We start from the raw sequence: 24,652 nt of genomic DNA, 5'->3' as shown, positions 1-24,652 counted from the left end.
TTGCCGTCTGCCCGTCGCGCACCGGTGTGCGACGGGCTTTTTCACGTCCAGTGGTAGAATCGTCGGGTGGTTTCCGACGAAGACAATGCAGGTGGCAGCAGGCCGAAAGGCCGCAGGAGGGGCCGGGGGCGCCAACGCGGCTCGAAGTCAGGACATGCTCCACGGCGGTCTCCGCGGTTGAACCTGGCCGACAACCTCTCTTTCCCGGGATCTCTTCCCGTGTCGGCCCGCAGGGACGAGATCATGACGGCGATCAGGGACAACCAGGTTGTCATCGTCGCCGGAGAAACCGGGTCCGGGAAAACGACACAGCTACCGAAGATGTGTCTCGAACTCGGACGCGGTGCGGACAAGAGGATCGGTCACACCCAACCCCGGCGTATCGCCGCCCGCAGCGTCGCCGACCGTATCGCCGACGAACTCGGTGAGAAGGCCGGCGAGCCCGGTAGCCGCGTCGGTTACAAGATCCGCTTCGACGACCATGTCAACCGGTCGACGGCGGTCAAGCTGATGACCGACGGCATCCTCCTGGCCGAGATCCAGCGTGACCGGCTTCTGAAAGCCTACGACACGATCATTGTCGATGAAGCACACGAGCGCAGCCTGAACATCGACTTCCTCCTGGGCTACCTGCGGGAGCTTCTCCCCCGACGGCCCGATCTGAAAGTCATCATCACATCGGCGACGATCGACCCGGAGTCCTTCGCCACACACTTCGCCGACGCCGACGGCACCCCCGCACCGGTGATCGAGGTCTCCGGCCGTACCTACCCGGTGGAGGTGCGTTACCGTCCGCTGACCCGCCTGGTTGAAGACAACAGGAGCGGCGCGGACACCCCGGCGTTCCGGGAGGTCGAGACCGATCCGCTCGAGGGTCTGCTCGATGCGACCCGTGAGCTCATCGCCGAAGGACCGGGAGACATCCTCTGTTTCTTCTCCGGTGAGCGCGAGATTCGCGACGCGGCGGATGCCCTGCAGGACGAGAAGTTCCGTGGCGTGGACGTGCTTCCGCTCTTCGGACGTCTGTCGTCAGCGGAACAACACCGTGTCTTCTCCCCCGGTAGTCGTCGCCGCATCGTGCTGGCGACGAACATCGCCGAGACCTCACTCACGGTCCCTGGTATCAAGTACGTGATCGATACCGGTTATGCGCGCATCTCGCGGTACTCGCACCGCACGAAGGTCCAGCGTCTGCCCGTCGAGGAGATCAGCCAGGCCTCCGCCAAACAACGCTCGGGCCGGTGCGGGCGCACATCCGACGGTATCGCGATACGTCTGTACTCGGAGGAGAACTTCGAGGCACGGCCGGAGTTCACTGATCCGGAGATCCTTCGTACCCACCTCGCCAGCGTCATCCTGTCCATGGCCGCACTCGACCTCGGCGACATCCGGAAGTTCCCGTTCCTCCAGCCGCCGGACTCCAAGTCGGTCCGTGACGGCGTGCAACTTCTCCAGGAGCTCGGAGCGCTCGACACGGCCGACACATCGACGTCGACGCCGTCCCTGACCGACACCGGTCGGGACATGGCGCGCATCCCGACGGACCCCCGCCTGGCGAAGATGCTCTCCTCGGCTCATGACAACGGGGTGCTCGAACAGATCGCCGTCATTGTCGCGGCGTTGAGTATCCAGGACGTCCGGGAACGCCCGGCGGAGCACCAGGCCCGTGCAGACCAGCTCCACGCGAGGTTCTCCGCGAACTCCGACTTCATTTCCGTTCTTAAGTTGTGGAACTATCTGCAGGCACGTCGCCAGGAGCTTTCTGGGAACAAATTCCGCAGATTGTGCCGTGACGAGTTCATCCACTACGTCCGCGTCCTCGAGTGGATGGACCTCGTCCGCCAGCTCTTCACCGTGATCCAGGAGCTGAGATGGTCGATCCCCAATGTCCGTCATTTCCGCGAACTGACCTTCGACCTCGGGGAGGACGAGGGCTCACCGGTTTCCCCCGACGAGACCGGAATCCATAAATCCCTGCTGGCCGGGCTCGTCACCAACGTCGGCATGCGCCAGGGGAACTCCCGTCAGTTCACCGGGACCCGCAACACCTCCTTCGTGATACATCCCTCCTCGCATCTCGCGAAGAAGCCGCCCCAGTGGGTGATGGCCGCTGAACTCGTGGAAACATCGCAGGTCTTCGCCCGGACCGTGGCACCTGTGGTGCCGGAGTGGATCGAGGAGATCGCCCCACAGCTGATGCGGTACTCCTACGCTGAACCGTTCTGGTCCAGTAAGCAAGGAGCCGCACTGGCGGTCGAGAAGGCATCGATGCTCGGTCTTCCCGTCATCAGCGACCGGCGGGTCAACCTGTCCAAGACGGACCCTGAGGGCGCCCGGGACATGTTCATCCGGAATGCGCTCGTCGAAGGTGAGTGGCGCACCAACCACCGCTTCTTCCGGCATAACCGTGAGCTTCTGGACGAGGCCGGCCAACTGGAGGACAAGGCACGTCGTCGGGACATCGTCGTTGACGACGAAACGATCTACAGCTTCTACGATGAGCGTCTCCCGGCGAGTATCGTCTCGGCCCGACACTTCGACTCCTGGTGGAAGAAGGCCCGGCAGAAAAACCCGCACCTGCTGGACATGACCCCTGAGGCCCTCATCGGTTCGGATGGAGGAGCCGCCCAGGCCCGTGAGTTCCCCGACACGTGGCGTCAGGGTTCGATGGAGTTCGACCTGACGTACGTCTTCCGTCCAGGGGACCCCGCGGACGGAATCACCATGCGCATTCCACTTCCTTTGTTGGCAGGCGTGACCGACCGCGACACCAAGTGGCTGGTCTCCGGTATGCGTGAGGAGCTCTGCGTCGCTCTGATCCGGACCCTGCCGAAACCGTTACGGACATCTGTGGTCCCGGCGGCCCAGTTCGCCCGCGCCGCGCTGGACCGCATGACCCCCTATGACGGCCCGGTCGACCAGGCGCTTGCTGACGCACTCCGCTCTTTGGGAGGCACCGGGATCGGCGCCACCGACTTTGACTGGAATCGGGTTCCGGCCCACCTGCGCATGACATATGCGGCGGTGGACCGACGCGGCAAGGTCATTGCGGCCTCCAAGGATCTCGGTGAGCTCCAGGAGAGACTCTCCGGCGAAATCACCCAGTCGATCGCGTCGGCGACCGCGCGTTCATCGCAGGGCCACGACCCGTCCAGCCCCAGTCCCCGCGATTCCGCTGCCCACCAGCATTCGGGAAAGAGAAAGAAGGACCAGCGCGGTTCTGCGGGGGGAGGCGGAATACTCGCCAGGTCGGAGGACTGGACAGCCGAGGGAATCGGAACGATACCTGAGTCCGTGGAAACGGTGGTGGACGGTCAGACGACATCCGCCTACCCCGCGCTCGTTGCGGCCGCTCCAGGAGGGCGGGACGGTGTTGTTCTCAAGGCATTTCCGACACTCCAGGCGGCCGCCGGTCAACAGTTCTCGACGGTCCTCGAGATGATGGTGGACGCGTGCCAGGTGTCCACCAAACAGACGGTCAAGGGGCTGCCGTTGAGGCAGCGCGTCGCGGTCGACACGTATCCCCACGGCGGCCCGGAAGCTCTGGTGGATGATTGCCGTGTCCTCGCGTGCCGCGAGTTGCTGAACCGTTTCGGCCCGGTCATCCGCGACCCGGAACGCTGCGCAGAAGCAGTGACGGCAGCACGCGAGAAGGGCCCGGGGCTGGTGCGGCAGATCTTCGTGGCGATCTCCCCCGCTGTCCTGGCTGTCTCAGATATGTCGCAGGAACTGGAGGGCTGGGACGGCGCGGCGATCGATGAGATGAGGGGGCAGTTGGACTTCTATCTCGGGCCCCATCGTGTCGCGAAGAACGGAGTAGAGAACCTACGCCATGTGCCGCGCTATGTGGCCGCGATGAAGTCCCGGCTTTCGATGATGGAGTCTGACCCGGACCGTGAGGCGGCGCTAGATGACCAGGTCAGGGAGTGCACGGAGGCCATTGCCGAGACCCGGAAGCGGCTCCCCGCCGCACGCTCGGCGTCTCCCCAGTTCAAGGACGTTGAGTGGTTGGTCGAGGAGTTCCGGGTGTCATTGTTCGCCCAGAACCTGGGAACCTCGCGTCCTGCCAGTGCGGCACGGGTGAAGAAGGCGCTCGCGAAGATCCGCTGACTTATTCAGCGGCGTCTTCACGACGCTGACGAAGGGCCCGGATCTCCGTCTCGAAGTCCTCGGTGGACCGGAAGGACTTGTACACTGAGGCGAACCTCAGGTACGCGACTTCATTGAGGTTACGCAGAGGCTCGAGAATCGCCAGGCCGATATCGTCCGCAGCCACCTGCGAACCGTAGGACGCACGAAGCGACTGCTCGACGTCATGCGCGAGTATCTTGAGATCGTCCCCGGAGACATCGAGCCCCTGACAGGCGCGGCCTACACCCCTGATGACCTTGTCGCGGCGGAACTCTTCGGTCACGCCACTTCGTTTGGTCACCAGGAGCACCGAGCGTTCAAGTGTCGTGAACCTGGTTCTGCAGGTCAGACATTCGCGTCGACGGCGGATCGCCGAACCGGATTCGACCGTACGCGAATCCACCACCCGGGAGTCTTCGGAGCGGCACGCGGGACAAAGCACGACGTTCTCCCTTACAGAGATCAGTGGAACGGTACGGCCTCATATGCTACCCCTGGAGCCTTCCCCGACCATTGTCCGGTCAGTAGACTGGGATCACGACCTGTGGCGTGGCCCCCGCACCGGTGTGGCCACCACCGTCCGCACCGAATTCACTGACGTCGTTGAGAGACGCGATCCTCGCCACTGCGTCACCCACCGACGCCCCCGGGACGTGCTCCCTGGCGATGTCGGCCAAGCTGGTGTCGTCCCCGACCGTGACCGTCGCAGTCCTGGCAGGTGTGACAGCCCCCTCATCCGGACCTGTCAACACCGGTGACGCGGCGAGCATCACCACCAGCGACGCGAGTGACACCAGCGTAACGCCCGGAGAACCGAGGACAGAAGACATACGGCGACGTACGCGACGCACCCGCGACACGGTATCGAACGGACGTTCTTCACACGCCCCGCGGAACCTGCGACGTTCCATCTGAACTGCAGAGGGATGCCGCACCGCACCGTGCCCCCAGGTGTTCGATCGCCCCGTCTCGACGACACGTGTCCACTCGGGACGACGGTAGACAGGGAGACGGTCAATATCCGGGCGATTACGTACCGACGTCGTGCTCATGACAACCCACTTTCCGTGAAAACGAACCTGATCTGCGGAATCTGACAGGACCATGACAGCACTGCAGTCGGACATCATCTCGCGCCATGATCGCAATCTTCGTTCGTGTGTTCGAACTTTGATCTACGCCCCAGACGCTAGCACGGGTGTTCGAAGAAGTCCACAACTTCTGCGACACGTTCGAACACCCTTATGAACAATGTCGGTGCGGTGATGTACTGTCGACACCACGATCGGTACAACAAGACCAGGAGTGGGTCAGATGGCAGAGAAACAGAAGTCCTCCACGGGGGCAGCTCCGGGAGGCAGAAAGCGTGCCGCCCTCGCCAGTGCGGGAGCTGGTAGCGACGACAAGGGCAGGGAGAAGCTCTCCGACCGTCAGCGCCGCATCATGGACGTCATCAAGGACGCCACGCGGTTCCGGGGCTACCCGCCGAGCATCCGGGAGATCTGCGATGCCGTGGGCCTGAACTCCACGTCATCGGTGTCGTACCACCTGCGAGAACTGGAAAGGAAGGGATATCTCCGGCGCGAGGACAACAAACCTCGCGCTGTGGACATCCGGGATTTCGAGGACGAGGTGGGGTCCCGACCGGGTCCCAAGCCTGCATCCACCCCTCGCCCGGAAGGGATGCCCGCTCCGTCGTTCGTCCCTGTGGTGGGCCAGATCGCTGCCGGTTCACCGATCCTGGCCGAGGAACACGTGGAAGCTCACTTTCCGCTCCCGCAGGAACTGGTGGGCAGCGGCGAACTGTTCCTCCTGCAGGTGGTGGGAGAGTCCATGCGGGACGCAGGTATTTTCAACGGCGACTGGGTCGCCGTGCGGTCACAGAAGGTCGCCGAACTCGGAGACTTCGTGGCGGCCATGATTGACGGCGAGGCAACAGTCAAGGAGTTCCAGAAGGACGGCAGCGGTGTCTGGCTTCTCCCCCACAATGATCTCTTCGAGCCCATTCCCGGTGACAACGCCGACATCCTCGGCCGCGTCGTCGCTGTCCTCCGTAAGATCTGACCGGCCCGTCGACGGACCTCCTCAGGGTTCCTGACACCACCGACGGCGTGGAACTAGAGGCCGAGGACCGCCGCTGCGGCGGTCTTCGCCTCTTCTGCCCCGTCAGCGTCAAGCGCTGCCGCCGCCATTTCCCGGCACACCGCGAAATCGATCTCACCAAGCTGAGCGCCGACTGCCGCCAACGCCGGCGGAGCTGCCGAGAGGGACGTCACCCCGAGCCCCGCCAGAACGCACGCGAGCATCGGGTCGGCAGCTGCTTCACCACACACCCCGACTGCTGTGCGCGTCACCGCACCGGCGCGGCAGGTGGTGTGCACCAACCTCAGCACTGCCGGCTGCCACGGGTCTGTCAGATGGGCGAGGGACGCTGACATACGGTCGGCCGCCATCGTGTACTGCGTCAGATCATTTGTACCGATGGAGACGAAGTCCAGGTAGGGCATCATCTTGTCTGCCATCAACGCCGCCGCGGGAACCTCGATCATTGCGCCCGCAACGAGTCCCCGCTCATGGCACAACGCTGCGAACCACTGTGCCTCGTACACCGTAGCCACCATCGGCGCCATGACCCAGGTCTGCGCGGACGACTCCTCCCGGCCCGACTTCTTCAGGGCCAGCGCAATCCCGTCGAGCTGACGCTCGAGCAGCTCCTGATTCGTCCGTGCGATACGGAGCCCACGGACACCGAGTGCCGGATTCTCCTCGCTCTCCGCCATCACGTAAGGAACCGGCTTGTCCGACCCCGCATCCAGCGTCCGGATGACCACCTTGCCCTCCGGGAAGGCACTCAACACCTCTGCATAACGATCCGCCTGCTCCTCGACCGACGGCTCCGTCGTTTCGCTGAGGAAGCCGAGCTCGGTCCGGAACAGCCCGATGCCTTCCGCGACTGACTCCGCGGCCTGCCTCGCGGCGGCACCGTCCTGCACGTTGGCGAGAAGCTGAACCCGGTGACCATCGGCAGTTTCAGCCGGTCCGTGCCATCCACGCACCTTCGAGGCAAGTTCGGCGGCCGCCGTCACCCTCTTTTCGACGTCGGCCGGATCCACTCCTGTCTCCACGGTGCCCATGGCCGCGTCAACCAGTACCTCGGTTTCCGCGGCGATGGAACGTAGATTCGACCCGATAGCCACAATGCACGGAATGTCCAGCTGACGGGCGATGATCGCGGTATGACTCGTCGCTCCGCCCTTCTCCGTGACCACAGCGACGATCAGTTCAGGATCAAGGGTCGCGGTATCTGCGGGGGCCAGGTCATCAGCGAAGAGGACATGGGGAGAATCGACGTCAGGGATCCCCGGCTCGGGTTCTCCACGAAGCTCCGCGATCACACGGTCGCGGACATCCATCAGATCGGTGACCCTCTCAGCCATCACACCGCCCGCCTTGAGGAACATCTCGACAAAATCGTCCGTCGCCTGTTTGACCGCGTAGACATTGGTCTGACCTGCGTTGACCGACTTACGAACCTTCTTGGCCCACGCACGGTCTTTCGCGATGGCGACCGTGGCTTCAAGCACCTGGCGGGCATTGCCCTCGACTGTCGCGGCACGTGCACTGAGTCGCCCCGAGACGGTGTCGACGGCCCTGGTGAACGCCTCGAACTCTGACTCCCTCTCCCCTTCGGCGACCGTCTTGTCCGGCCCCGGCAGCTCCGGGCGGTCCGTCACCCAGGTCACCGGTGCGAAGACAGTACCGGGGACCACTGATTTCCCCTTCAGAGCGACGGGCTCACCGTCGCTGGAGGGTGCGGAGGTTTTCGTGTCTGCCATAGTGTCTGGTCTCCCACAAGTATTCAGGATGGACATCTGAAAAGACATCGGTTGACGTATTAGGTTGACGTCCACAGTACCCTCTTCTCCCCCTCTTTTCGGGGCTCGCCGGGGCCACCCCGTCAGGCTCCTCACCCCCGAATCGAGGTTTGCACCCCCTCGACCCCATACAATGCACATCATGAACTCAGAGGAACGTCGCCGCCAGATCGCGTCACTGACCGCAGTCAACGGGCGTGTCACCGTGGTCGAACTCGCGGAGCGTTTTGCCGTCACCCCCGAGACGATCCGTCGTGACCTGACGGTCCTCGACAATGACGGTGCACTGCACCGGGTCCACGGCGGGGCAGTGCCCACCAATACATTCCAGACCCGCGAGACACCGATCGAGCTACGCAGCACAACCTCCACCGAGGCGAAGATCCGGATCGGGAGGGCGGCAACAGAACTTCTGCCGAGGACCGGCACCGTGTTCCTCGACGCCGGCACAACCACCGCCATGCTCGCACACGCCATCGCAGAGGCGGGGCGTCCCGACGACAACCCGTACCGGAACCTGACGGTACTGACCAACTTCCTCCCCCTCGCCGTCCGTCTGTCCGCGGCCGGGCTGTCGGATGTCCAGCTGATCGGCGGACACATCCGCCCCATCACCCAGGCCGTCGTCGGTGACATCGCGTTGCGCACCATCGGCGTCCACCATGCCGACATCGCGTTCATCGGTACCAACGCCCTGTCCATGGACCATGGTCTATCGACAGCAGACGCGGAGGAAGCCGCGGTGAAACGGGCGATGATCGCGAACTCGGACCGCGTCGTCGCCATGTGCGACTCCACGAAGTTCGGCAGGGACTACCTCGTCAGCTTCGCCAATGTGCCCGAGATCGACGTCCTCGTGACCGACGACGCGGCTCCGCACCAGTACCTCGAGGCGTTTACAGCGGAAGACGTCACAGTCGTCACGGCGTGACGACGGCGACGGCCCTGACGACCGGGGGACTCTCCGGAGGGCGCAGGTAGGTGCAGCACAACTCGCCGCCGTTCAGCTACGCTGTCTGGAAGGGAGTGAGGCGCTCCACACTCGGCGCGCCCGCACTTTCGATGACACGATACGACGACTCGAAAAGGACCTGAGAACCATGGCCTCCACCACTGTCACCGTCGGCTCCACCGTCGGCCTGCATGCCCGTCCCGCCACCATCATCGCGGAGGCAGCGGCCAACTACGACGATGAGATCCTGCTCTCCCTCCCGGGGGAGGACGACGACGAGCCGTCGGACGCATCATCCTCGCTGATGATCATGGCGCTGGGCGCCGAGCACGGTGACGAGGTCACCGTCTCCTCCGACAATGCCGAAGCCGTCGAGGCCATCGCCGCGCTCATCACCAAGAACCTCGACGAGGAGTAGCGCGAAGGTCAGGACTTCAGGTGGTAGTCCCGGACCGACAGGTCTCGGCCTTCACCGATGTTCTCGAACAGCCACCTCAGGATCGGGTACCCGACGATGATGCCCACGGAGCCCCAGGCGATGCCTTCGAGCTCCAGTGAGCCGATCTGCAGGGTGAGGTTCCCGATCCCCGCCGTCAGGGCCACGGCCGCTGCCGAGAGATTCACCGGGTTGGTCAGGTTCACGTTGTTGTCCTGCCAGATCCGGATGCCCAGCAGACCGATCATCCCGTAGAGGACCATTGTCGCCCCTCCCAGCACGCCTGCCGGGATCGTGTTGATCACCGCCCCGAATTTCGGGACGAAGGCCAGGATCACCGCGGTCGCCGCGGCGACCCAGTAGGCGGCTGTCGAATAGACTTTCGTCGCGGCCATCACCCCGATGTTCTCCGCGTAGGTTGTGGTGCCTGATCCACCGAACCCGCCGGCCAGCGTGGTCGCCAGCCCGTCGCCGATAAGTGCCGGGCCTGCCTGGTCGTCGAGGTTTCTCTTCGTCATCCCGGCAACTGCCTTCACGTGTCCCACGTTCTCCGCGATGAGGACAACCACGACAGGCAAGGTCAGCAGAACCGCGCTGGCGTGGAACTCCGGGGTGTGGAAGTCAGGGAGACCGAACCATGCGGCATCGCCGATGACACCGCGTGCATCGTCGGCGATGTTCCCGGTGACCACGGCGAAGACCCATCCGATGATGACGCCGATGAGGATCCCGAGACGCCCGATCATGCCTCGTCCGGCAACTGTGACAATGAGCACCGCACACATCGTGACGGCGGCGACCAACGGCTGTTCCGCGAAGTTGGACGTCGCTGCCGGTGCAAGGTTCAGCCCGATCAACGCGACGATGGCACCTGTCACCGCCGGCGGCATGACGGCGTCGAGGACACGACGGCCGGCAGCCTTGACCAGTACACCGACGAGGATCAGTACGAGACCGGCGACGAGCACACCGCCGAGCTGGGCCGCGAACCCTTCCGCCTGGGTCGCCGTCAACGGCGCGATGAAAGCGAAGGAGCTGCCCAGGTAGGACGGGACCCGGTTGCGGGTGATCAGCAGGAAGAGAATCGTGCCGATCCCGGAGAACAGCAGTGTCGTGTTGACCGGGAATCCGGTGAGCGCGGGCACCAGGAGCGTCGCCCCGAACATCGCGATGACGTGCTGCATGCCGATGCCGACGGTCCGTGGCCACGTCAACCGTTCCTCCGGGGCGACGACCGCCCCGGGCCTGATGTTTCTTCCGTCTCCGTGCATCCTCCACCCGAAGAAAGCTCCTCGCGGGGCTTGCTCGGGGACGCGGTCCGTCCGCGTGTTCATCTCGTCCATTCGGACGAGCTTATTCTGTCCCCTCGCCGACCGCGATTCGCAGGTCCGACAGTTCGGCCGCGATGATCCCGGGCAGGCGCACCTCCACGCGGGTGCCGTCCTCGGTGTACTCCTGGCTCAGCACGGTGCCGTACTCGTGCAGGCGTGCCACGACGTCACCCCGGTCAAATGGCACCTGCAGCACCACATGGTCGTCACGGGAGTTGAGGAAGAGCTCCAACCTGCTCTCGAGTGCCGGAATGCCTTCCCCGGTGGCGGCCGAAACGAACAGCACGTCATCCAGCCGACTGCGAAGTTCAGCCAGCACCAGTGGATCCGCGGCATCGACCTTGTTGATCACGAGGATCTCCGGTGGCGCCGGCTCCCCGGTCTCCTCAGCAATTTCACCGATGACTTTGTTGACCGCAGCGATCTGCTCCATCGGGAATGGGTCGGATCCGTCGACGACGTGCAGGACGACATCGGCGGCCATGACCTCCTCCAGGGTGGAACGGAAGGCTTCGACCAGTTGTGTCGGCAGGAACCGGATGAAACCGACCGTGTCCGAAAAGACCACCGCGCGCCCGTCGGCAAGCTCGGCGCGGCGGGTCGTGGGGTCGAGGGTCGCGAACAACGCGTCCTCCACCAGGACCCCGGCACCGGTCAGCGAGTTCAGCAAGGACGACTTGCCTGCGTTGGTGTAGCCCGCGATGGCGACTTTCGCTATGGCGGACGCGTCACGACGACCACGTTTGATGTCACGGGACTTCTTCATGCCCTGGATCTCGCGACGTAGCCGGGCCATCTCGCTGCGCAGTCGCCGACGGTCGGCCTCGATCTTGGTTTCACCAGGTCCACGGAGTCCGACTCCGCCGTTGGAGCCCGCACGTCCACCGGCCTGCCGTGACAGGGCACCGCCCCAACCACGCACGCGGGTGATGAGGTACTCCAGCTGTGCGAGAGCGACCTGTGCCTTGCCCTCCTTGGACTTGGCGTGCTGCGCGAAGATGTCGAGGATCAGCATCGTCCGGTCGATGACCTTGACGTCGAGTGCCTTCTCCAGGGCGATCATCTGCCCCGGACTGAGCTCACCGTCGGCGACGACCGTGTCCGCGTTGGTCTCGACGACGATCTGGCGGAGTTCCTCCACCTTGCCGGACCCGATGTAGGTGCCTGCATCCGGTTTGTCCCGTCGCTGGTAGAGCATGTCGGCGATCTCGGAGCCGGCGGTCTCCGCCAGTGCCGCCAGTTCTGCGAGGCGGGCTTCGATCTGTTCGAGACTGCCTTCGGTCCACACACCGACGAGCACGACCTTCTCGAGCCGGAGCTTACGGTACTCGACGTCATAGCCGTCGTCCTGTTCGGTGGAGTGGACGTTCGTCCCACGGCTGAGTCTCCGGAGACTCGACCGCTGCTCGAGGTCCAGCTCTCCGACTGTCGTCTCCGCGTGGATCTCTTCAGGGTTCTGGTTCATGCTTGTCATTACCCACCATCTTTCCACGAGTCGCGGCCACAGAGTAGAGTCACTCCCATGATTCCGGAACTGAAAAGTGTGGGGTTGGATTTCAGCCGTTGGCAGGATGCTCTCGAGGCAGCGTACGGGACAGGGGCTTTACGGGTCACCGGCGAGGTCCGCGACGGACAGGTACTGCAGTACGACGACCCGAGTGGTGCACGTCTGGTCATCCTCGCTGTCCCACCCTACGGTTCCTTCGCCAGCTTCAGCGGTGGTGCGGAAGCCTCTGCGCACCTCAGCATGGTCGACGACATCGTCGGTGTACTCGACATCGTGGCCGACTCTCCCCTCCTGCAGGTCCGGGCCGAGGGCGCACCTGTGATCGCGTCGCTGACCGCCACCATCGCTCAGGGTCCCCTGTTGTCGGACGAGGGGACGTTGACCTACCAGCCGATGCAGGTGACCGCGCTCGCCGCGGACGTGGCCGTCCACCGCACGCGGGACGACGCCGCTCGTGCGGGCGTCCTGCGGGTCGGTTCAGTGGAGTCCACCGGTCTCACCGACCTGAACTCCGGGGCAGTCACGCCCCATGCGGCGGCGTCGGTGGCAGTGGAGGTCTCCACCGCCGAGCGCAGGACGGCAGCTTTGACCGGCCAGTCCTTCTGGGTGTGCACGGTCGCGGCCCCGTTCGAGTTCACCGTGGTCGTTCCTGACGACGGCGGTGACGACCTCCTGCCCGGCACGATCCTTGCCGGGTCAGTCCAGTTCACCGCCACTGCCGTGGATCCCGCATCCTGTTCCTCCGGCGGGTGTGGTTGCGGGTCAGGAGGTTGCGGAGGATCCTGTGGTTAGGAGCGTCCCGAAGATCCTGCTCGTGGCGGCGTTCGTGGTCGTACTGTCATGGGTCGTGATCAGTTCCCTCGGCCGACTCGGCATACTCATCGCGGTCATCCTGGTGATCACCGCCTCAGTCACGGTCATCAGGCAGGATTCCGAGCGCGAGATCGCGTCGCTGAAGCGGTCCATTGACCTGTCGGCCACCGATATCGCGGCGATTCTCGACGACTGGGACGACTTCCGGAACTCCAGTGACCCAGCCCGGGTACGTGACCGTCAGCTGCACCGTCCGGAGCTCTGCGACGCCCGCTCCGGGATCTCCAGCGTGTCACGGTTCCATGCGGCCGCCGGATCATGTGAGCGGTTCCTCCGGCATCTTCCCGAACGCACGACGTCCTTGTCGACGGTCACATCCCTGACAGAACTCCTGCATGAGACGGACCAACGCGCGCTGAGTCTGCAGAGACTCTGGGACCGCGCCCGCCAGGACTCCGTCAGTTCACGTCATCACTGACCTGACCAGAGGCCCCAGAACACTGGCCTCAGAGCACTGCAGCGGTGACCGTTGTGGTGAACACGAGACGTGACGGCCCTCTGAGTGTGGCGGGGACCGGCCGCCCGGCCTCGTCCGCACCCACCGTGACGGCCACTTCCCCTCCGGGAATGACGACACGCACGGTCTCCTCCCACGCTTCCGGTGCCCGCGACGGGCCGTCGAACCGGTCATGCAGGGCAGCGACGGCGGCTGCGACAGTGCCGGTACCACAGGACAATGTCTCGCCGACTCCACGTTCGTGCACTCTCATGTGCACGCACCCGTCTTCCAGCGCTGTCAGGATCTCCAGGTTCACCCCCGTCGGGAAGAATGACCTGTCGTAGTCGGGGCGCAGGTCAACCCTGAGCTCAGCGAGTTCCGTCGAGGTGAGCCCGGGAACGACGCAGGCCAGGTGGGGGTTCCCCATGTCGACTCCGACACCCTCGTACCGGACACCGTCCAGTGTCGCCACGGAGGAGCCCGTGATGCATGGCACGCCCATGTCCACACTGACCTCAGCATCAGTGGCGGTCGCGGCATGGATCTTCACGTCGCGACGTCCGGCCCGGGTACCGACCGGCCAGGTTCCGTCGGCATTCCGGTAGTCCGGCGTCGTCAGGGACAGTGCGCTGAGAGCATGGGCGAAAACGCGGACTCCGTTGCCGCACATCTCCGCCACAGACCCGTCAGCGTTGCGGTAGTCCATGAACCAGTCCCCGTTCCGCACACCGTCGGGCAGACGTGCCAGAACGCCCTGGCGGACGAGCACTCCCGCCGTGGAGATCCTGATCACTCCGTCAGCACCGATGCCTCGATGACGGTCAGCCAGCGAGCGCACGAGGTCATCCGTGAGGTCCACCGTCGCCTCAGGGTCAGGGATCAGGAGGAAGTCATTACCGGTTCCGTGTCCCTTGATTACCTCTAGCTGTGTGCGCCCATCCATGGTTGAGAGTCTAACGCCTCGCCGACTCCCCCGACGTCTGACCCACCGCCTCGAGCACCGCGGCCACCACCTGCTCGGAGACGTCAGGAGCGGAAGCGTCGAACCACGTGATCCGGGGGTCGCGCCGGAACCACGCCCGTTGACGTCGGGCGTAGCGGCGGGTCCCTGTCACCGTGCGTTCGACGGCCTCGTCGAGGGTCAGCTCCCCGGAGAGATGGTCGAGAACCTGTGCGTAGCCGATGGCCTGTCCCGCTGTCGACGACCGTCGCAGCCCCCGGTCCACCAGTGAGCGGACCTCCTGGACGAGTCCCTGCTCGAACATGCGGTTGACGCGGGTCTCCAGTCGCGGATTCAACCAGTCCGCCGTCGCGGACAGTCCGACAATCGCCGTACGCCACCGCGTCGGTCGGTCCTTCGGTGGCTGGGAGGCCGCGAACGGCCGGCCGGTGAGTTCAATGACCTCCAACGCCCGCACCGTCCGGCGTCTGTCCCTGGTCTCGATGACCGCCGCCGCCTCCGGATCCCTCTGCGCCAGTACGGCGTGCAGCCGTTCTACCCCGATGCGGTCGCACTCCTGCTCCCACCGGCGACGTACTGCCGCGTCCGTGGGTGGAAGATCCCAGTCGTCGAGGAGTGCCTGGATGTACATCATCGACCCACCGACCACCACCGGCGTCCGTCCCCGTCCGCGGACGGCCTCCACGTCAGCGATTGCCGCGTCGCGGTAACGGGCGACAGAGGCTGTCTCCGTGACGTCGAGAACGTCGAGCTGGTGGTGCGGTATCCCGCGCCTGTCCTCGGGCGGAAGTTTCGCCGTGCCGATGTCCATTCCCCGGTACAGCTGCATGGAGTCGATGTTGACGATCTCGCCGTCAACCGCCTCCGCCACGGCCAGAGCGGTGTCGGACTTCCCTGCCCCCGTCGGCCCGACCACCGCCACAGGACGGGGCAGTCGCTGGTGTTCTGTCATGTCACCTGAGTCTACGGCCGGTACCGACAGTGCGGTAATGGTACCCGACGGGGTCTGCCATAATGTCAGGCAGAACCGTCAACCGACCGAAGGACCACCGATGAATGCCCCGAAGCCCGGCCCCCGACCCGGAGCACGTCCCGGAGTGCGTCCCGGGCCCCAGGCCGGCGCTGCCCCCGTCAGCACGACCGTCGCTCCCTCCGTGGAGGACGCCGCCGCCCACGGCCGCATCGACGCTGCGGGGGTCGTGTGGCTCACCGTCCCCGCCGCTGACGGGGACGGCCCGTCCACGGAGCGTCGCATCGGGGAATGGAAGGCCGGCACCGTCGCCGAAGGCCTCGCCCACTATGCGCGGCGCTTCGCCGACCTCGCCACCGAGGTGGAGGTCTTGGTCGCACGGCTGGGTACCCACCCGGAGGACGTCGCACGGGTCCGGGACGACGCACGGCGACTGCGGGAAGGCCTGCCCGAGGCCGCGGTCCTCGGCGACGTAGCACGGCTCGACCGACGACTCTCAGAACTACTCACGACCGCCGATCAGGTGGAGGCCCGGGTGGCCGAGCACCGTGTCGAACTGGTGGTGGAGGCGGAGCGGATCGCCGACTCCGGTTCGGACTGGAAGTCGGACGGTAACCGGTTGAAGGAGATCGGCGAGCGCTGGAACGCCGCCGGTGGAGACCGGGCGGCCGGAAAGGACCTGGCGGCGCGTTTCCGCGTCGCCCGTGAGACGTTCAACAGTCGACGAGGCAGCCATTTCGCTGATCTCGACAAACAACGGGACGCTGCCCGCAGGGCCAAGGAGAAGCTCGTCGCACAGGCCGTTGCCCTGCAGGATTCGACGAACTGGAACGAGACCGCGCGAGCCTACCGGGACCTGATGGCAGAATGGAAGGCCGCAGGACGCGCCCGCCGCGCGGATGACGACCGGCTGTGGGCCGAGTTCCGGCATGCGCAGGACGTCTTCTTCGGCGCACGGGACGAGGACAACCGTCGCAAGGATGCGGAGTTCGAGCAGAACGCTGAAGCCAAGCAGTCCCTCCTGGACGAGTACGACGCACGTATCGACCCGGCTGCCGGCCAGGACCGTGCCCGTGATCTCCTGCGGGAACTCCAGGAGAAATGGGACGCGATCGGCTTCGTCCCCCGCGCGCGCGTCCAGGAGTTCGAGGACAAGATCGGGGCGTTGGAGTCACGGGTCAGCGACTATGCCGAGCAGCAGTGGCGCAGGACCGATCCGGAAGTCGAGGCACGGGTCGCGCAGTTCCAGGCGAAAGTCGACCAGCTGACCGCTGATGCGGACGCGGCCGAGGCCCGGGGACGCGACGCGAAGGCCGCGGAGCTACGGGGCCAGGCAGAACAATGGCGCTCCTGGGCACAGACAGCGGCCGACGCCGCCCGCGGCTAGTTGCGACTAGTTGTCGTCTTCCGGATCCTCCGGGGCATCCGGTTGCTCCGGACCGTCAGCACCATTTCCGGTGTCACCGGTACGCTCAGCCCGTTGTCTCCGGGCACGCACCTTGTCCCTGCGGTCGTCGACGAGTTCGGTGTCCTGACGCGGGGCAAGACCGGTGCGCAGTACCAGCTGCGCTGCCCTGGACTCCTCGTCCTTCCCTGCTTCAGCCCGCCGCCTGGCGGCGATCGCCTTCTGCACGGCGCCACGCCGTAGCAGCCTGCTCGACAGGGCGATGAAGATCACCACCATCCCCACGAATCCCATGATGAGTCCGAAAGACGGGCCGTCGCCTGGTTCTGTCGGTGGACGCGACTGACGCATACCGATCGCGAGGACCGCGTAGACCCATCCTATTCCCGTCAAGATCCAGTTGAGCCACGCCACCAGGGACGAGCGGGAGATGACCGTTCCCAGTGTCAGCAGGACTCCACCGACCAGCGCGAGCCACACGTACACACGCTCAGGCAGTGTCGTGACGAACGTCTGTGCCGTGTCCGAGTAGAACAGGACATCGTACCCGTGCACCTCGCCGGAATGCGGCATGAAGATCGACACGAGAACGACGATCATCCCGCACAGCAGGACCGGCAACGAGGATCCGAGCACGATCGTCCCCGCAGCACGCCGTTCGGCCTTGGCGAGGTCGCCACCTGCGTCACGTTCGAGTTTCTCTAGGTGCTTGTCCAGCGCCTCGACGCGCCGCCTGTTGATCGCCTCACGGCTGTCACCGCTCTTGTCCACTGCTTTACTCACAACCACAGCCTCCACTCTGTGTCGTCCGGGTGGCAGGCCGGCCGATACCGGGGAGCCCCAGGCCGACCCCGCCCACCGGGCCGGTGGTAGGCACGGTACCCGCCTCCGACATGTCGCCGGCGACCGTCCGCCGATGGGTGTGGACAGCGGAATCCGCCAGAAGGAAGTGCGGTGCCGAGCCCGTGACGGTGACCTCCACGACGTCACCGGGGCGCACCTTCGTCTCCCCCGGCGAGAAGTGGACCAGACGACCGTCGCGCGCGCGCCCGGACATGCGCCGGGTCTGTGCGTTCTTCCGTCCTCCACCATCCTGTACGAGGAGTTCGACCTGTCGGCCCACCTGGGCCGCATTGTCCTCGCCGCTGATACGCTCCTGCAGTCGTTCCAGTCGCTCGTAGCGGTCCTGTACCACGGCCTTGGGGATCTGGTCGGACAGTGTTGCCGCCGGAGTCCCGGGCCGCGGTGAGTACTGGAACGTATAGGCACTGGTGAAACGCGACTCCTCGACGACACGCAGCGTCTCCCGGAAGTCCTCCTCCGTCTCGCCGGGGAAGCCCACGATGATGTCGGTGGTGATGGCCGCGTCCGGCATCTGCGCGCGTACCTTCTCCAGGATCCCCAGGAACTTCTTCGATCGGTAGGACCGTCGCATCGCCTTGAGGATTCGGTCGGACCCGGACTGCAGAGGCATGTGCAGTTGCGGGCACACTGCAGGGGTATCCACCATCGCCTCGATCACGTCATCGGTGAATTCCGCGGGGTGGGGGCTGGTGAACCGCAGTCGTTCCAGCCCCTCGATCTCCCCGCAGGCACGGAGAAGTCTCGAGAATGCTGTCCGGTCACGGTCCAGTGACGGGTCGGAGAAGTTCACACCGTAGGCATTGACATTCTGCCCGAGCAACGTGACCTCGGTGACCCCCTGGTCGACCAAAGCCTTGACCTCGGCGAGGATGTCGCCGGGACGACGGTCCTGCTCCGCGCCACGGAGAGACGGGACGATGCAGAAGGTACAGGTGTTGTTGCACCCGACCGACACACTCACCCAACCGGCGTAGGCGGACTCACGCTTCGCAGGGAGAACGGACGGGAACTGTTCAAGCGAGTCGGCGATCTCCACTTCAGCGCGGTTGTTGTGTGCACTGCGCGAGAGCAGGGCAGGCAACGACCCCATGTTGTGCGTGCCGAAGACGACATCCACCCACGGTGCCTTGTCGACGACGACGTCCTTGTCCTTCTGCGCCATGCACCCCCCGACGGCGATCTGCATGCCGGGGTTCCGGTCCTTGACCTCCTTGAGCTGGCCAAGCGTCCCGTAGAGACGGTTATCGGCGTTCTCGCGCACCGCACAGGTGTTGAACACGACGACGTCGGGAGTCGCTTCGCCGGCGACGGGGACGTAACCGGAGTCCTCCAGCAGCCCCGACAATCGCTCGGAGTCATGGACGTTCATCTGACACCCGAAGGTGCGGACCTCGTACGTTCGGGTGCTCCGGCGGTCAGACCGGGTCATTTCTGCAGTACTACGGGATTCAACCACGGTCCCCGAGTGTAGTCCAGCACCCCCGGGAGACCGAACGGGCACCCTCGACGTACCAGGCCGGAACTGCGAATACCCGGTGTTTACGAGATTGTAACGTGACTCAGACCTCACGGGGTTCACCAGAATGGCGGAGATAACATTAGACTCCACCTATGACTGTTCAAGAGAATGCATCAAGCATGATCACCCTTACCGGGGTGAACAAGTACTTCGGCGACTTCCAGGCATTGAAGGACATCAACCTGGACATCCCCTCAGGCCAGGTGGTTGTGGTGCTGGGACCGTCCGGCTCCGGCAAGTCCACCCTGTGCCGGACGATCAACCGGCTCGAAACCATCGACACCGGCGAGATCCACATCGACGGCGAGCTCCTGCCCGAAGAGGGCAAAGACCTCGCCCGTCTGAGATCGGACGTCGGCATGGTGTTCCAGTCGTTCAACCTGTTCAGCCACATGACCATCCGGGACAACGTCACTCTGGCTCCGATGAAGGTCCGGAAGACGTCCAAGGCCGATGCTTCGGAGAGCGCCGACCGCCTCCTCGACCGCGTCGGTATCGCCGTACAGGCTGACAAGTACCCCGCACAGCTCTCGGGTGGTCAGCAGCAGCGTGTCGCCATCGCCCGTGCTCTGGCGATGGAACCGAAGGTGATGCTCTTCGACGAGCCGACCTCGGCCCTGGACCCCGAGATGATCAACGAAGTCCTCGATGTCATGGCTGACCTCGCCGCGGGCGGTATGACGATGGTGGTGGTCACCCACGAGATGGGCTTCGCCCGCCGCGCGGCTGACCGCATCCTCTTCATGGCCGACGGTGCCATCGTCGAGGACACCGACCCGGAGACCTTCTTCACCAACCCGGAGTCGGACCGTGCCAAGGACTTCCTGGCGAAGATCGTCGGACACTAGGAGGTGGTGACATCCATGAAGAAGAACAGCAGATTCCTGCGTCGGGTCGCTGCCACCGTCATCGTCGCTGCCGGAGCAGTCAGTCTGGCGGCCTGCGGAAACTCGGAGCCACGCTCGCTGCTCAATGACATCGAGAACGGCAGTGTCACCCTCGGCACGAAGTTCGATCAACCCGGTCTGGGTGAGCGCACGCCGGACAAGGATTTCGAGGGGATGGACGTCGATGTCTCGCGGTACGTCATCACCTACATCGCCGACAAGCACGGTTGGAACGTCCCCGACATGGAATGGCGGGAGACCCCGTCAGCACAGCGTGAAACGCTGATCAACAACGGCGAAGTCAACATGATCACGGCAAGCTACTCGATCAACGCCGGACGTCTGGCCGCCGTCGATTTCGCCGGCCCGTACATGGTGACCCACCAGGGTCTCCTCATTGAGGCCGATACAGGCATCACCGGCCTTGCCGACGTCAAGGACGGTATGCGGCTGTGCTCGGTGTCCGGTTCCACCCCGGCGCAGAAGGTCAAGGATGCGCTGCCGGGAGTCCAGCTCCAGGAGTTCGACACCTACGCAGCCTGCGCCGAAGGCGTGAAACAGGGCGTCGTGGATGCGTTGACCACTGATGCGACGATCCTCGCAGGCTTCGCGGAGCGGTACAAGGAACGCTACGACGACGACTTCCGCGTCATTCAACTGCAGAATCCGGACGGCTCTTTCTGGACGGACGAGCACTACGGCATCGGTCTGCCCAAGGGCGACGGCACCGACCGCGAGGCGGTCAACGAGGCGCTGGAGGAGATGTACGACTCCGGAGCATTCGATGAGATCGTCAAGGACAACCTCGGGGATGACTTCGAGATCGGGCCGAAGCCTGACATCGGCGACCTCTCGTTCACGGAAGACTGAATCCACCACTGAAAGGAAGGAGGTCCCGACATGAATCCCGATCTCTGGGCCGAAATGGGCCCGCAGCTGCTACCGGTGTTCTGGGTCACCATCAAACTCACCCTCTGGTCTGCCGTCGGCGCGTTGATCCTCGGCACGATCCTCACTGCGATGCGCGTCTGCCCCGTGGGCATCCTGCGCACGGTCGCGACCGTCTACATCAACACCGTCCGCAACACCCCCCTGACCCTCATCGCCTTGTTGATGGCACTGGGTCTCTACTACCAGCTGAACCTGTTGCTCGCATCGAACTCCAGTGAGAGCTTCATCGAGCAGCAGAACTTCCGACTCGCGGTGCTGGCGTTCATCCTCTACACCTCGACCTTCGTCGCGGAGTCTCTCCGGTCGGGCATCAACACCGTGCCTTTCGGCCAGGCAGAGGCCGCCCGGTCCCTGGGACTGAGTTTCACTCAGAATTTCCGCTACGTCGTGTTCCCCCAGGCCTTCCGTGGCGCCATCGTCCCGTTGGGCAACACCCTGATCGCCCTGATCAAGAATACGACGATCGCCTCAGTCATCGGCGTGGGAGAAGCGTCCCTGCTGATGAAGACCATGACGGAGAACTACGCCAGTGACCTGCTCGTCATCTTCGCAATCATCGCGGCAGGATTCATCATCCTCACCCTGCCTACCGGACTGTTGTTCGGCTGGGCCGGGAAACGTTGGGCGGTGAAGCGCTGATGTCCACACGCGCGACAGTCCTCTACGACACACCCGGCCCCAAGGCCGTGAGATTCAACCGTATCCTCACCGTGGCGACGGTCGTTGTCCTCCTCCTGATCCTGGCCTCTGTGCTGTGGAAGCTCGGTGACGGAGGTCAGCTGGACAGGGACAAGTGGGAGATCTTCTTCTACTCCACCACGTGGACGACCTACATCCTTCCTGGTCTCCTCAACACGATTGTCGCGGCCGTATTCTCCATCATCCTGGCCCTGCTCATCGGAGCGGTTCTGGGTATCGGCCGCCTGTCCACGATTCGTGCAGTCCGATGGGTCTGCGGCATCATCGTCGAATTTTTCCGGGCCATTCCGGTGCTGGTGCTGATGCTGTTCGCCTACGCCCTCTTCGGTCTTTACGCGGTGTTCCCGTCATCGATGATGGGCTTCGCTGCGGTGGTCTTCGCCTTGACGATGTACAACGGCTCGGTGATCGCCGAGGTCCTTCGCTCCGGTATCGAGTCTCTGCCGAAGGGACAGTCTGAGGCGGCTTCTGCGCTCGGCCTCTCCTGGGGCCAGACGATGCGCAAGATCCTTCTGCCACAGGCCGTTGCCGCCATGCTCCCGGCGATCGTCTCGCAGATGGTCATCGCCTTGAAGGATTCTGCCCTGGGCTACATGATCGGATTCGTCGAAGTCGTCCGGTCGGGGCGCCAGCTCGGTGAGTTTTACGGAGCGATGCTTCCTGCGCTGCTGGTTACCGCGGCGATCATGATCCTGATCAACTTCGCACTGTCCAAGCTGGCGGAGCGTATCGAACAGCAGCTGCGCGCCGGCCGTGCTCGCCGGAATATTGCCGCGAAGGTCCCGCACCAGAAAGATCAGGGTATCGACACGAAGGACACGGTGAACGTCGACTGGCATGCAGAGGGACACAAGGACCTCAGATCAACAGCTGACTAGTTCCTCGATCCCGCGGATCATCCGCCGAGTTCTTCGATTCTGAGCTCGAGGGCTTCCCGGGCTACCGCGAGGCTCCGCCCCTCGGGGAATCCTCGCCTCGCTGCTACCCCCACGATGCGGCGAAGAGCCTTGTCGTATTCGCGTCGGTCAGCGGGCACCTGGGACACGGTGCCCGCCTTCTTCGTGACCACATCCCGCAGGATGGCGTCCTGGTCACCCTCGTCAATCTGGTCGAGTGCACTTTCAATCACCGGAGCAGACACCCCCTTGTCAACCAGCTCGCGTCGGAGAACAGACACGGACTTTCGTTGGTTCTGTTGCCGCTGCCGCACCCATTCGTGAGCGAAACGTGCGTCGTCGAGCATGCCGTTGGCGATACACCGTTCGATCACCAACTCCACCAGATCGGGATCGGCGGTCCCGCCGTCCGGGCCTGTCGTATCGGACAGCCGTCGGCGGAGTTCCTCCACCGACCGGTCGCGGTGGCTGATGAGGCGGGTCGCTTTATTCTTCAACGGCGCAAGATGCTCCTCCAGCCGCTCGTCGATGATGTCACCGTTGCCTTCACCGCGCTGGACTGCGGCGATAGCAGCCTGAAGCTGCTCAATGGTGGATGCAGTGTCGCCATCCGACCGAGACATTCGATCCACCCGACCTAGTCGTCGTCCTCATCGTCAAAGGTGGGGACCACGCTGATCGGAACATTGTCGGGATCCTCGATGCCAGGCACGTCCATGGCTCCCTCGTCCTCCGTGGCTGCCGTATCAGCTGAATTACCGGCGGCATACGGCCCCACCTGGAGGGTACGCATGATGCTGTCCTCGATCTCGGCAGACAAGTCAGGGTTACCCTTGAGGAACTCGCGGGCCTTCTCCTTGCCCTGCCCCAGCTGGTCGCCCTTGTAGGTGTACCAGGACCCGGACTTCTTCACCAGACCGTTGTCGACACCGAGGTCGATGATCGACCCCTCCCGTGAAACGCCCTCTCCGTAGAGGATGTCGAACTCAGCGATCTTGAATGGCGGGGAGACCTTGTTCTTCACGATCTTCATTTTGGTACGGTTGCCGACCGCATCCTGCCCGTCCTTCAGCGTCTGGATCCGTCGGACGTCACAGCGCACGGAGGCATAGAACTTCAACGCCTTACCACCGGTGGTGGTCTCCGGGGAGCCGAACATGACACCGATCTTCTCGCGGAGCTGGTTGATGAAGATAGCGGTGGTGCCGGTCTGATGCAGGGCGCCGGTCATCTTGCGCAGCGCCTGACTCATAAGACGCGCCTGGAGACCGACGTGGCTGTCGCCCATGTCCCCGTCGATCTCGGCCTTCGGGGTCAAGGCAGCCACGGAGTCGACCACGATGATGTCGATGGCACCGGACCGCACGAGCATATCGGCGATCTCCAGCGCCTGCTCACCGGTATCGGGCTGCGAGACCAGGAGGTTGTCGGTGTCGACGCCCAGCTTCTTGGCGTAATCCGGGTCAAGTGCGTGCTCGGCGTCGACGAAGGCTGCGATTCCCCCGGCTTTCTGCGCCTCGGCGATCGCGTGCAGGGCCACCGTCGTCTTACCGGAGGATTCCGGGCCGTAGATCTCGACGACACGGCCACGGGGGAAACCACCGAGGCCCAGTGCCACGTTGATCGCGATATTTCCCGACGAGATGACCTGGATCGGAGGGCGGTTGTCATCACCCAGACGCATCACCGCGCCCTTGCCGAAATCCTTCTCGATCTGCGACATCGCCAGATCAAGTGCCTTCTGACGGTCAGCACCGGCGTTACCGGAGGTACTCTTCTTCTTGGTGGCCATGGCCATGTGCCCTCATTTCCGTTCTCGTTCTCGACACTGCCGGTAAGCAGCGGCCGTTGTTCCCTCAGTGCAGAGAGACTCTCCGGCGCCCCCGGAGGTTCCCTCCACGGGACTGTCGGCATCGAAGAATACATCTACCGTGCCGAGTGGACACACCAGACAAT

General features: G+C 64.3%; 22 protein-coding genes. 11 read left to right on the top strand and 11 right to left on the bottom strand.

Annotated elements, in window-relative coordinates; all coding sequences use genetic code 11:
- Window positions 1-66: 66 nt before the first annotated feature.
- Window positions 67-4,110 carry an ATP-dependent RNA helicase HrpA gene (gene hrpA / locus FS507_RS00700; RefSeq protein WP_145940939.1) on the top strand — a complete coding sequence of 1,348 codons (4,044 nt, stop codon included), beginning with the start codon at window positions 67-69 and terminating at the stop codon, window positions 4,108-4,110.
- Window position 4,111: 1 nt separating this feature from the next.
- Here hrpA and nrdR read toward each other — a convergent pair whose 3' ends face one another.
- Together nrdR and FS507_RS00690 are read right to left on the bottom strand one after the other, a co-directional pair.
- Window positions 4,112-4,573: a transcriptional regulator NrdR gene (gene nrdR, locus FS507_RS00695; RefSeq protein WP_075812697.1), complete on the bottom strand. Its 462-nt coding sequence runs from the start codon at window positions 4,571-4,573 to the stop codon at window positions 4,112-4,114.
- A 79-nt stretch (window positions 4,574-4,652) separates the two neighbouring features.
- Window positions 4,653-5,183: a hypothetical protein gene (locus FS507_RS00690; protein ID WP_145940938.1), complete on the bottom strand. Its 531-nt coding sequence runs from the start codon at window positions 5,181-5,183 to the stop codon at window positions 4,653-4,655.
- A gap of 391 nt (window positions 5,184-5,574) precedes the next feature.
- On the opposite strand from FS507_RS00690, the gene lexA reads away from it, so the two are divergent.
- Window positions 5,575-6,195: a transcriptional repressor LexA gene (lexA, locus tag FS507_RS00685; protein WP_396164621.1), complete on the top strand. Its 621-nt coding sequence runs from the start codon at window positions 5,575-5,577 to the stop codon at window positions 6,193-6,195.
- A gap of 53 nt (window positions 6,196-6,248) precedes the next feature.
- Here lexA and ptsP read toward each other — a convergent pair whose 3' ends face one another.
- Window positions 6,249-7,967: a phosphoenolpyruvate--protein phosphotransferase gene (ptsP, locus tag FS507_RS00680; protein WP_145940936.1), complete on the bottom strand. Its 1,719-nt coding sequence runs from the start codon at window positions 7,965-7,967 to the stop codon at window positions 6,249-6,251.
- Between the two features lie 181 nt (window positions 7,968-8,148).
- On the opposite strand from ptsP, the gene FS507_RS00675 reads away from it, so the two are divergent.
- Both FS507_RS00675 and FS507_RS00670 read left to right on the top strand, forming a co-directional pair.
- Entirely contained in the window at window positions 8,149-8,937 is a 789-nt protein-coding gene (locus FS507_RS00675; RefSeq protein ID WP_038551994.1) for a DeoR/GlpR family DNA-binding transcription regulator, read from the top strand.
- A gap of 169 nt (window positions 8,938-9,106) precedes the next feature.
- Window positions 9,107-9,376, top strand: coding sequence for an HPr family phosphocarrier protein (locus FS507_RS00670; protein WP_038548319.1), 270 nt, complete (start codon window positions 9,107-9,109; stop codon window positions 9,374-9,376).
- 8 nt (window positions 9,377-9,384) lie between these two features.
- Here FS507_RS00670 and FS507_RS00665 read toward each other — a convergent pair whose 3' ends face one another.
- Together FS507_RS00665 and hflX are read right to left on the bottom strand one after the other, a co-directional pair.
- Window positions 9,385-10,728: a uracil-xanthine permease family protein gene (locus FS507_RS00665; RefSeq protein ID WP_145941136.1), complete on the bottom strand. Its 1,344-nt coding sequence runs from the start codon at window positions 10,726-10,728 to the stop codon at window positions 9,385-9,387.
- Window positions 10,729-10,747: 19 nt separating this feature from the next.
- Window positions 10,748-12,199, bottom strand: coding sequence for a GTPase HflX (gene hflX / locus FS507_RS00660; protein ID WP_145940935.1), 1,452 nt, complete (start codon window positions 12,197-12,199; stop codon window positions 10,748-10,750).
- Window positions 12,200-12,247: 48 nt separating this feature from the next.
- On the opposite strand from hflX, the gene FS507_RS00655 reads away from it, so the two are divergent.
- Window positions 12,248-13,024, top strand: a complete 777-nt coding sequence (locus FS507_RS00655) for a hypothetical protein (RefSeq protein WP_145940934.1) — start codon at window positions 12,248-12,250, stop codon at window positions 13,022-13,024.
- The gene (locus FS507_RS00650) at window positions 13,017-13,523 is read left to right on the top strand and encodes a hypothetical protein (protein WP_145940933.1); all 507 of its coding nucleotides are present in this window, start codon (window positions 13,017-13,019) and stop codon (window positions 13,521-13,523) included. Before FS507_RS00655 ends, FS507_RS00650 begins: the two co-directional genes overlap by 8 nt.
- A 28-nt stretch (window positions 13,524-13,551) precedes the next feature.
- Here FS507_RS00650 and dapF read toward each other — a convergent pair whose 3' ends face one another.
- Both dapF and miaA read right to left on the bottom strand, forming a co-directional pair.
- The gene (gene dapF, locus FS507_RS00645; RefSeq protein ID WP_145940932.1) at window positions 13,552-14,487 is read right to left on the bottom strand and encodes a diaminopimelate epimerase; all 936 of its coding nucleotides are present in this window, start codon (window positions 14,485-14,487) and stop codon (window positions 13,552-13,554) included.
- Between the two features lie 10 nt (window positions 14,488-14,497).
- Window positions 14,498-15,439, bottom strand: a complete 942-nt coding sequence (miaA, locus tag FS507_RS00640; RefSeq protein ID WP_440130328.1) for a tRNA (adenosine(37)-N6)-dimethylallyltransferase MiaA — start codon at window positions 15,437-15,439, stop codon at window positions 14,498-14,500.
- A 118-nt stretch (window positions 15,440-15,557) separates the two neighbouring features.
- Here miaA and FS507_RS00635 point away from each other — a divergent pair, with 118 nt between their 5' ends.
- Window positions 15,558-16,862 (top strand): DUF349 domain-containing protein, encoded by a 1,305-nt coding sequence (locus FS507_RS00635; protein ID WP_145940930.1) that lies wholly within the window; start codon window positions 15,558-15,560, stop codon window positions 16,860-16,862.
- Window positions 16,863-16,868: 6 nt separating this feature from the next.
- On the opposite strand, the gene FS507_RS00630 is transcribed toward FS507_RS00635, so the two are convergent.
- Entirely contained in the window at window positions 16,869-17,663 is a 795-nt protein-coding gene (locus FS507_RS00630; RefSeq protein ID WP_186314501.1) for an Rv2732c family membrane protein, read from the bottom strand.
- A complete protein-coding gene (gene miaB / locus FS507_RS00625; protein WP_145941135.1) occupies window positions 17,656-19,173 on the bottom strand; it encodes a tRNA (N6-isopentenyl adenosine(37)-C2)-methylthiotransferase MiaB in 1,518 nt (505 codons plus the stop codon). The genes FS507_RS00630 and miaB overlap by 8 nt, the downstream gene beginning before the upstream one ends.
- A gap of 209 nt (window positions 19,174-19,382) precedes the next feature.
- Between miaB and FS507_RS00620 the strand changes: the two genes are divergently transcribed.
- Genes FS507_RS00620 through FS507_RS00605 form a run of 4 tightly spaced genes read left to right on the top strand, consistent with a single transcriptional unit; the run spans window position 19,383 to window position 22,678 of the window.
- Window positions 19,383-20,111: an amino acid ABC transporter ATP-binding protein gene (locus FS507_RS00620; protein ID WP_145941134.1), complete on the top strand. Its 729-nt coding sequence runs from the start codon at window positions 19,383-19,385 to the stop codon at window positions 20,109-20,111.
- A 15-nt stretch (window positions 20,112-20,126) separates the two neighbouring features.
- Window positions 20,127-21,020: a transporter substrate-binding domain-containing protein gene (locus tag FS507_RS00615; RefSeq protein WP_145940929.1), complete on the top strand. Its 894-nt coding sequence runs from the start codon at window positions 20,127-20,129 to the stop codon at window positions 21,018-21,020.
- A 30-nt stretch (window positions 21,021-21,050) separates the two neighbouring features.
- Window positions 21,051-21,740 carry an amino acid ABC transporter permease gene (locus tag FS507_RS00610; protein WP_145940928.1) on the top strand — a complete coding sequence of 230 codons (690 nt, stop codon included), beginning with the start codon at window positions 21,051-21,053 and terminating at the stop codon, window positions 21,738-21,740.
- The gene (locus FS507_RS00605) at window positions 21,740-22,678 is read left to right on the top strand and encodes an amino acid ABC transporter permease (protein ID WP_145940927.1); all 939 of its coding nucleotides are present in this window, start codon (window positions 21,740-21,742) and stop codon (window positions 22,676-22,678) included. The genes FS507_RS00610 and FS507_RS00605 overlap by 1 nt, the downstream gene beginning before the upstream one ends.
- Window positions 22,679-22,695: 17 nt before the next feature.
- On the opposite strand, the gene FS507_RS00600 is transcribed toward FS507_RS00605, so the two are convergent.
- The gene (locus FS507_RS00600) at window positions 22,696-23,319 is read right to left on the bottom strand and encodes a regulatory protein RecX (protein ID WP_145940926.1); all 624 of its coding nucleotides are present in this window, start codon (window positions 23,317-23,319) and stop codon (window positions 22,696-22,698) included.
- Window positions 23,320-23,333: 14 nt separating this feature from the next.
- Window positions 23,334-24,488 (bottom strand): recombinase RecA, encoded by a 1,155-nt coding sequence (recA, locus tag FS507_RS00595; protein ID WP_145940925.1) that lies wholly within the window; start codon window positions 24,486-24,488, stop codon window positions 23,334-23,336.
- Window positions 24,489-24,652 lie beyond the last annotated feature (164 nt).

The organism is Corynebacterium glyciniphilum AJ 3170 (assembly GCF_007673095.1).
Lineage (GTDB): Bacteria > Actinomycetota > Actinomycetes > Mycobacteriales > Mycobacteriaceae > Corynebacterium.
Note: the sequence above shows the minus strand (reverse complement) of the source record. Positions and strands in the feature narration are given on the sequence as shown.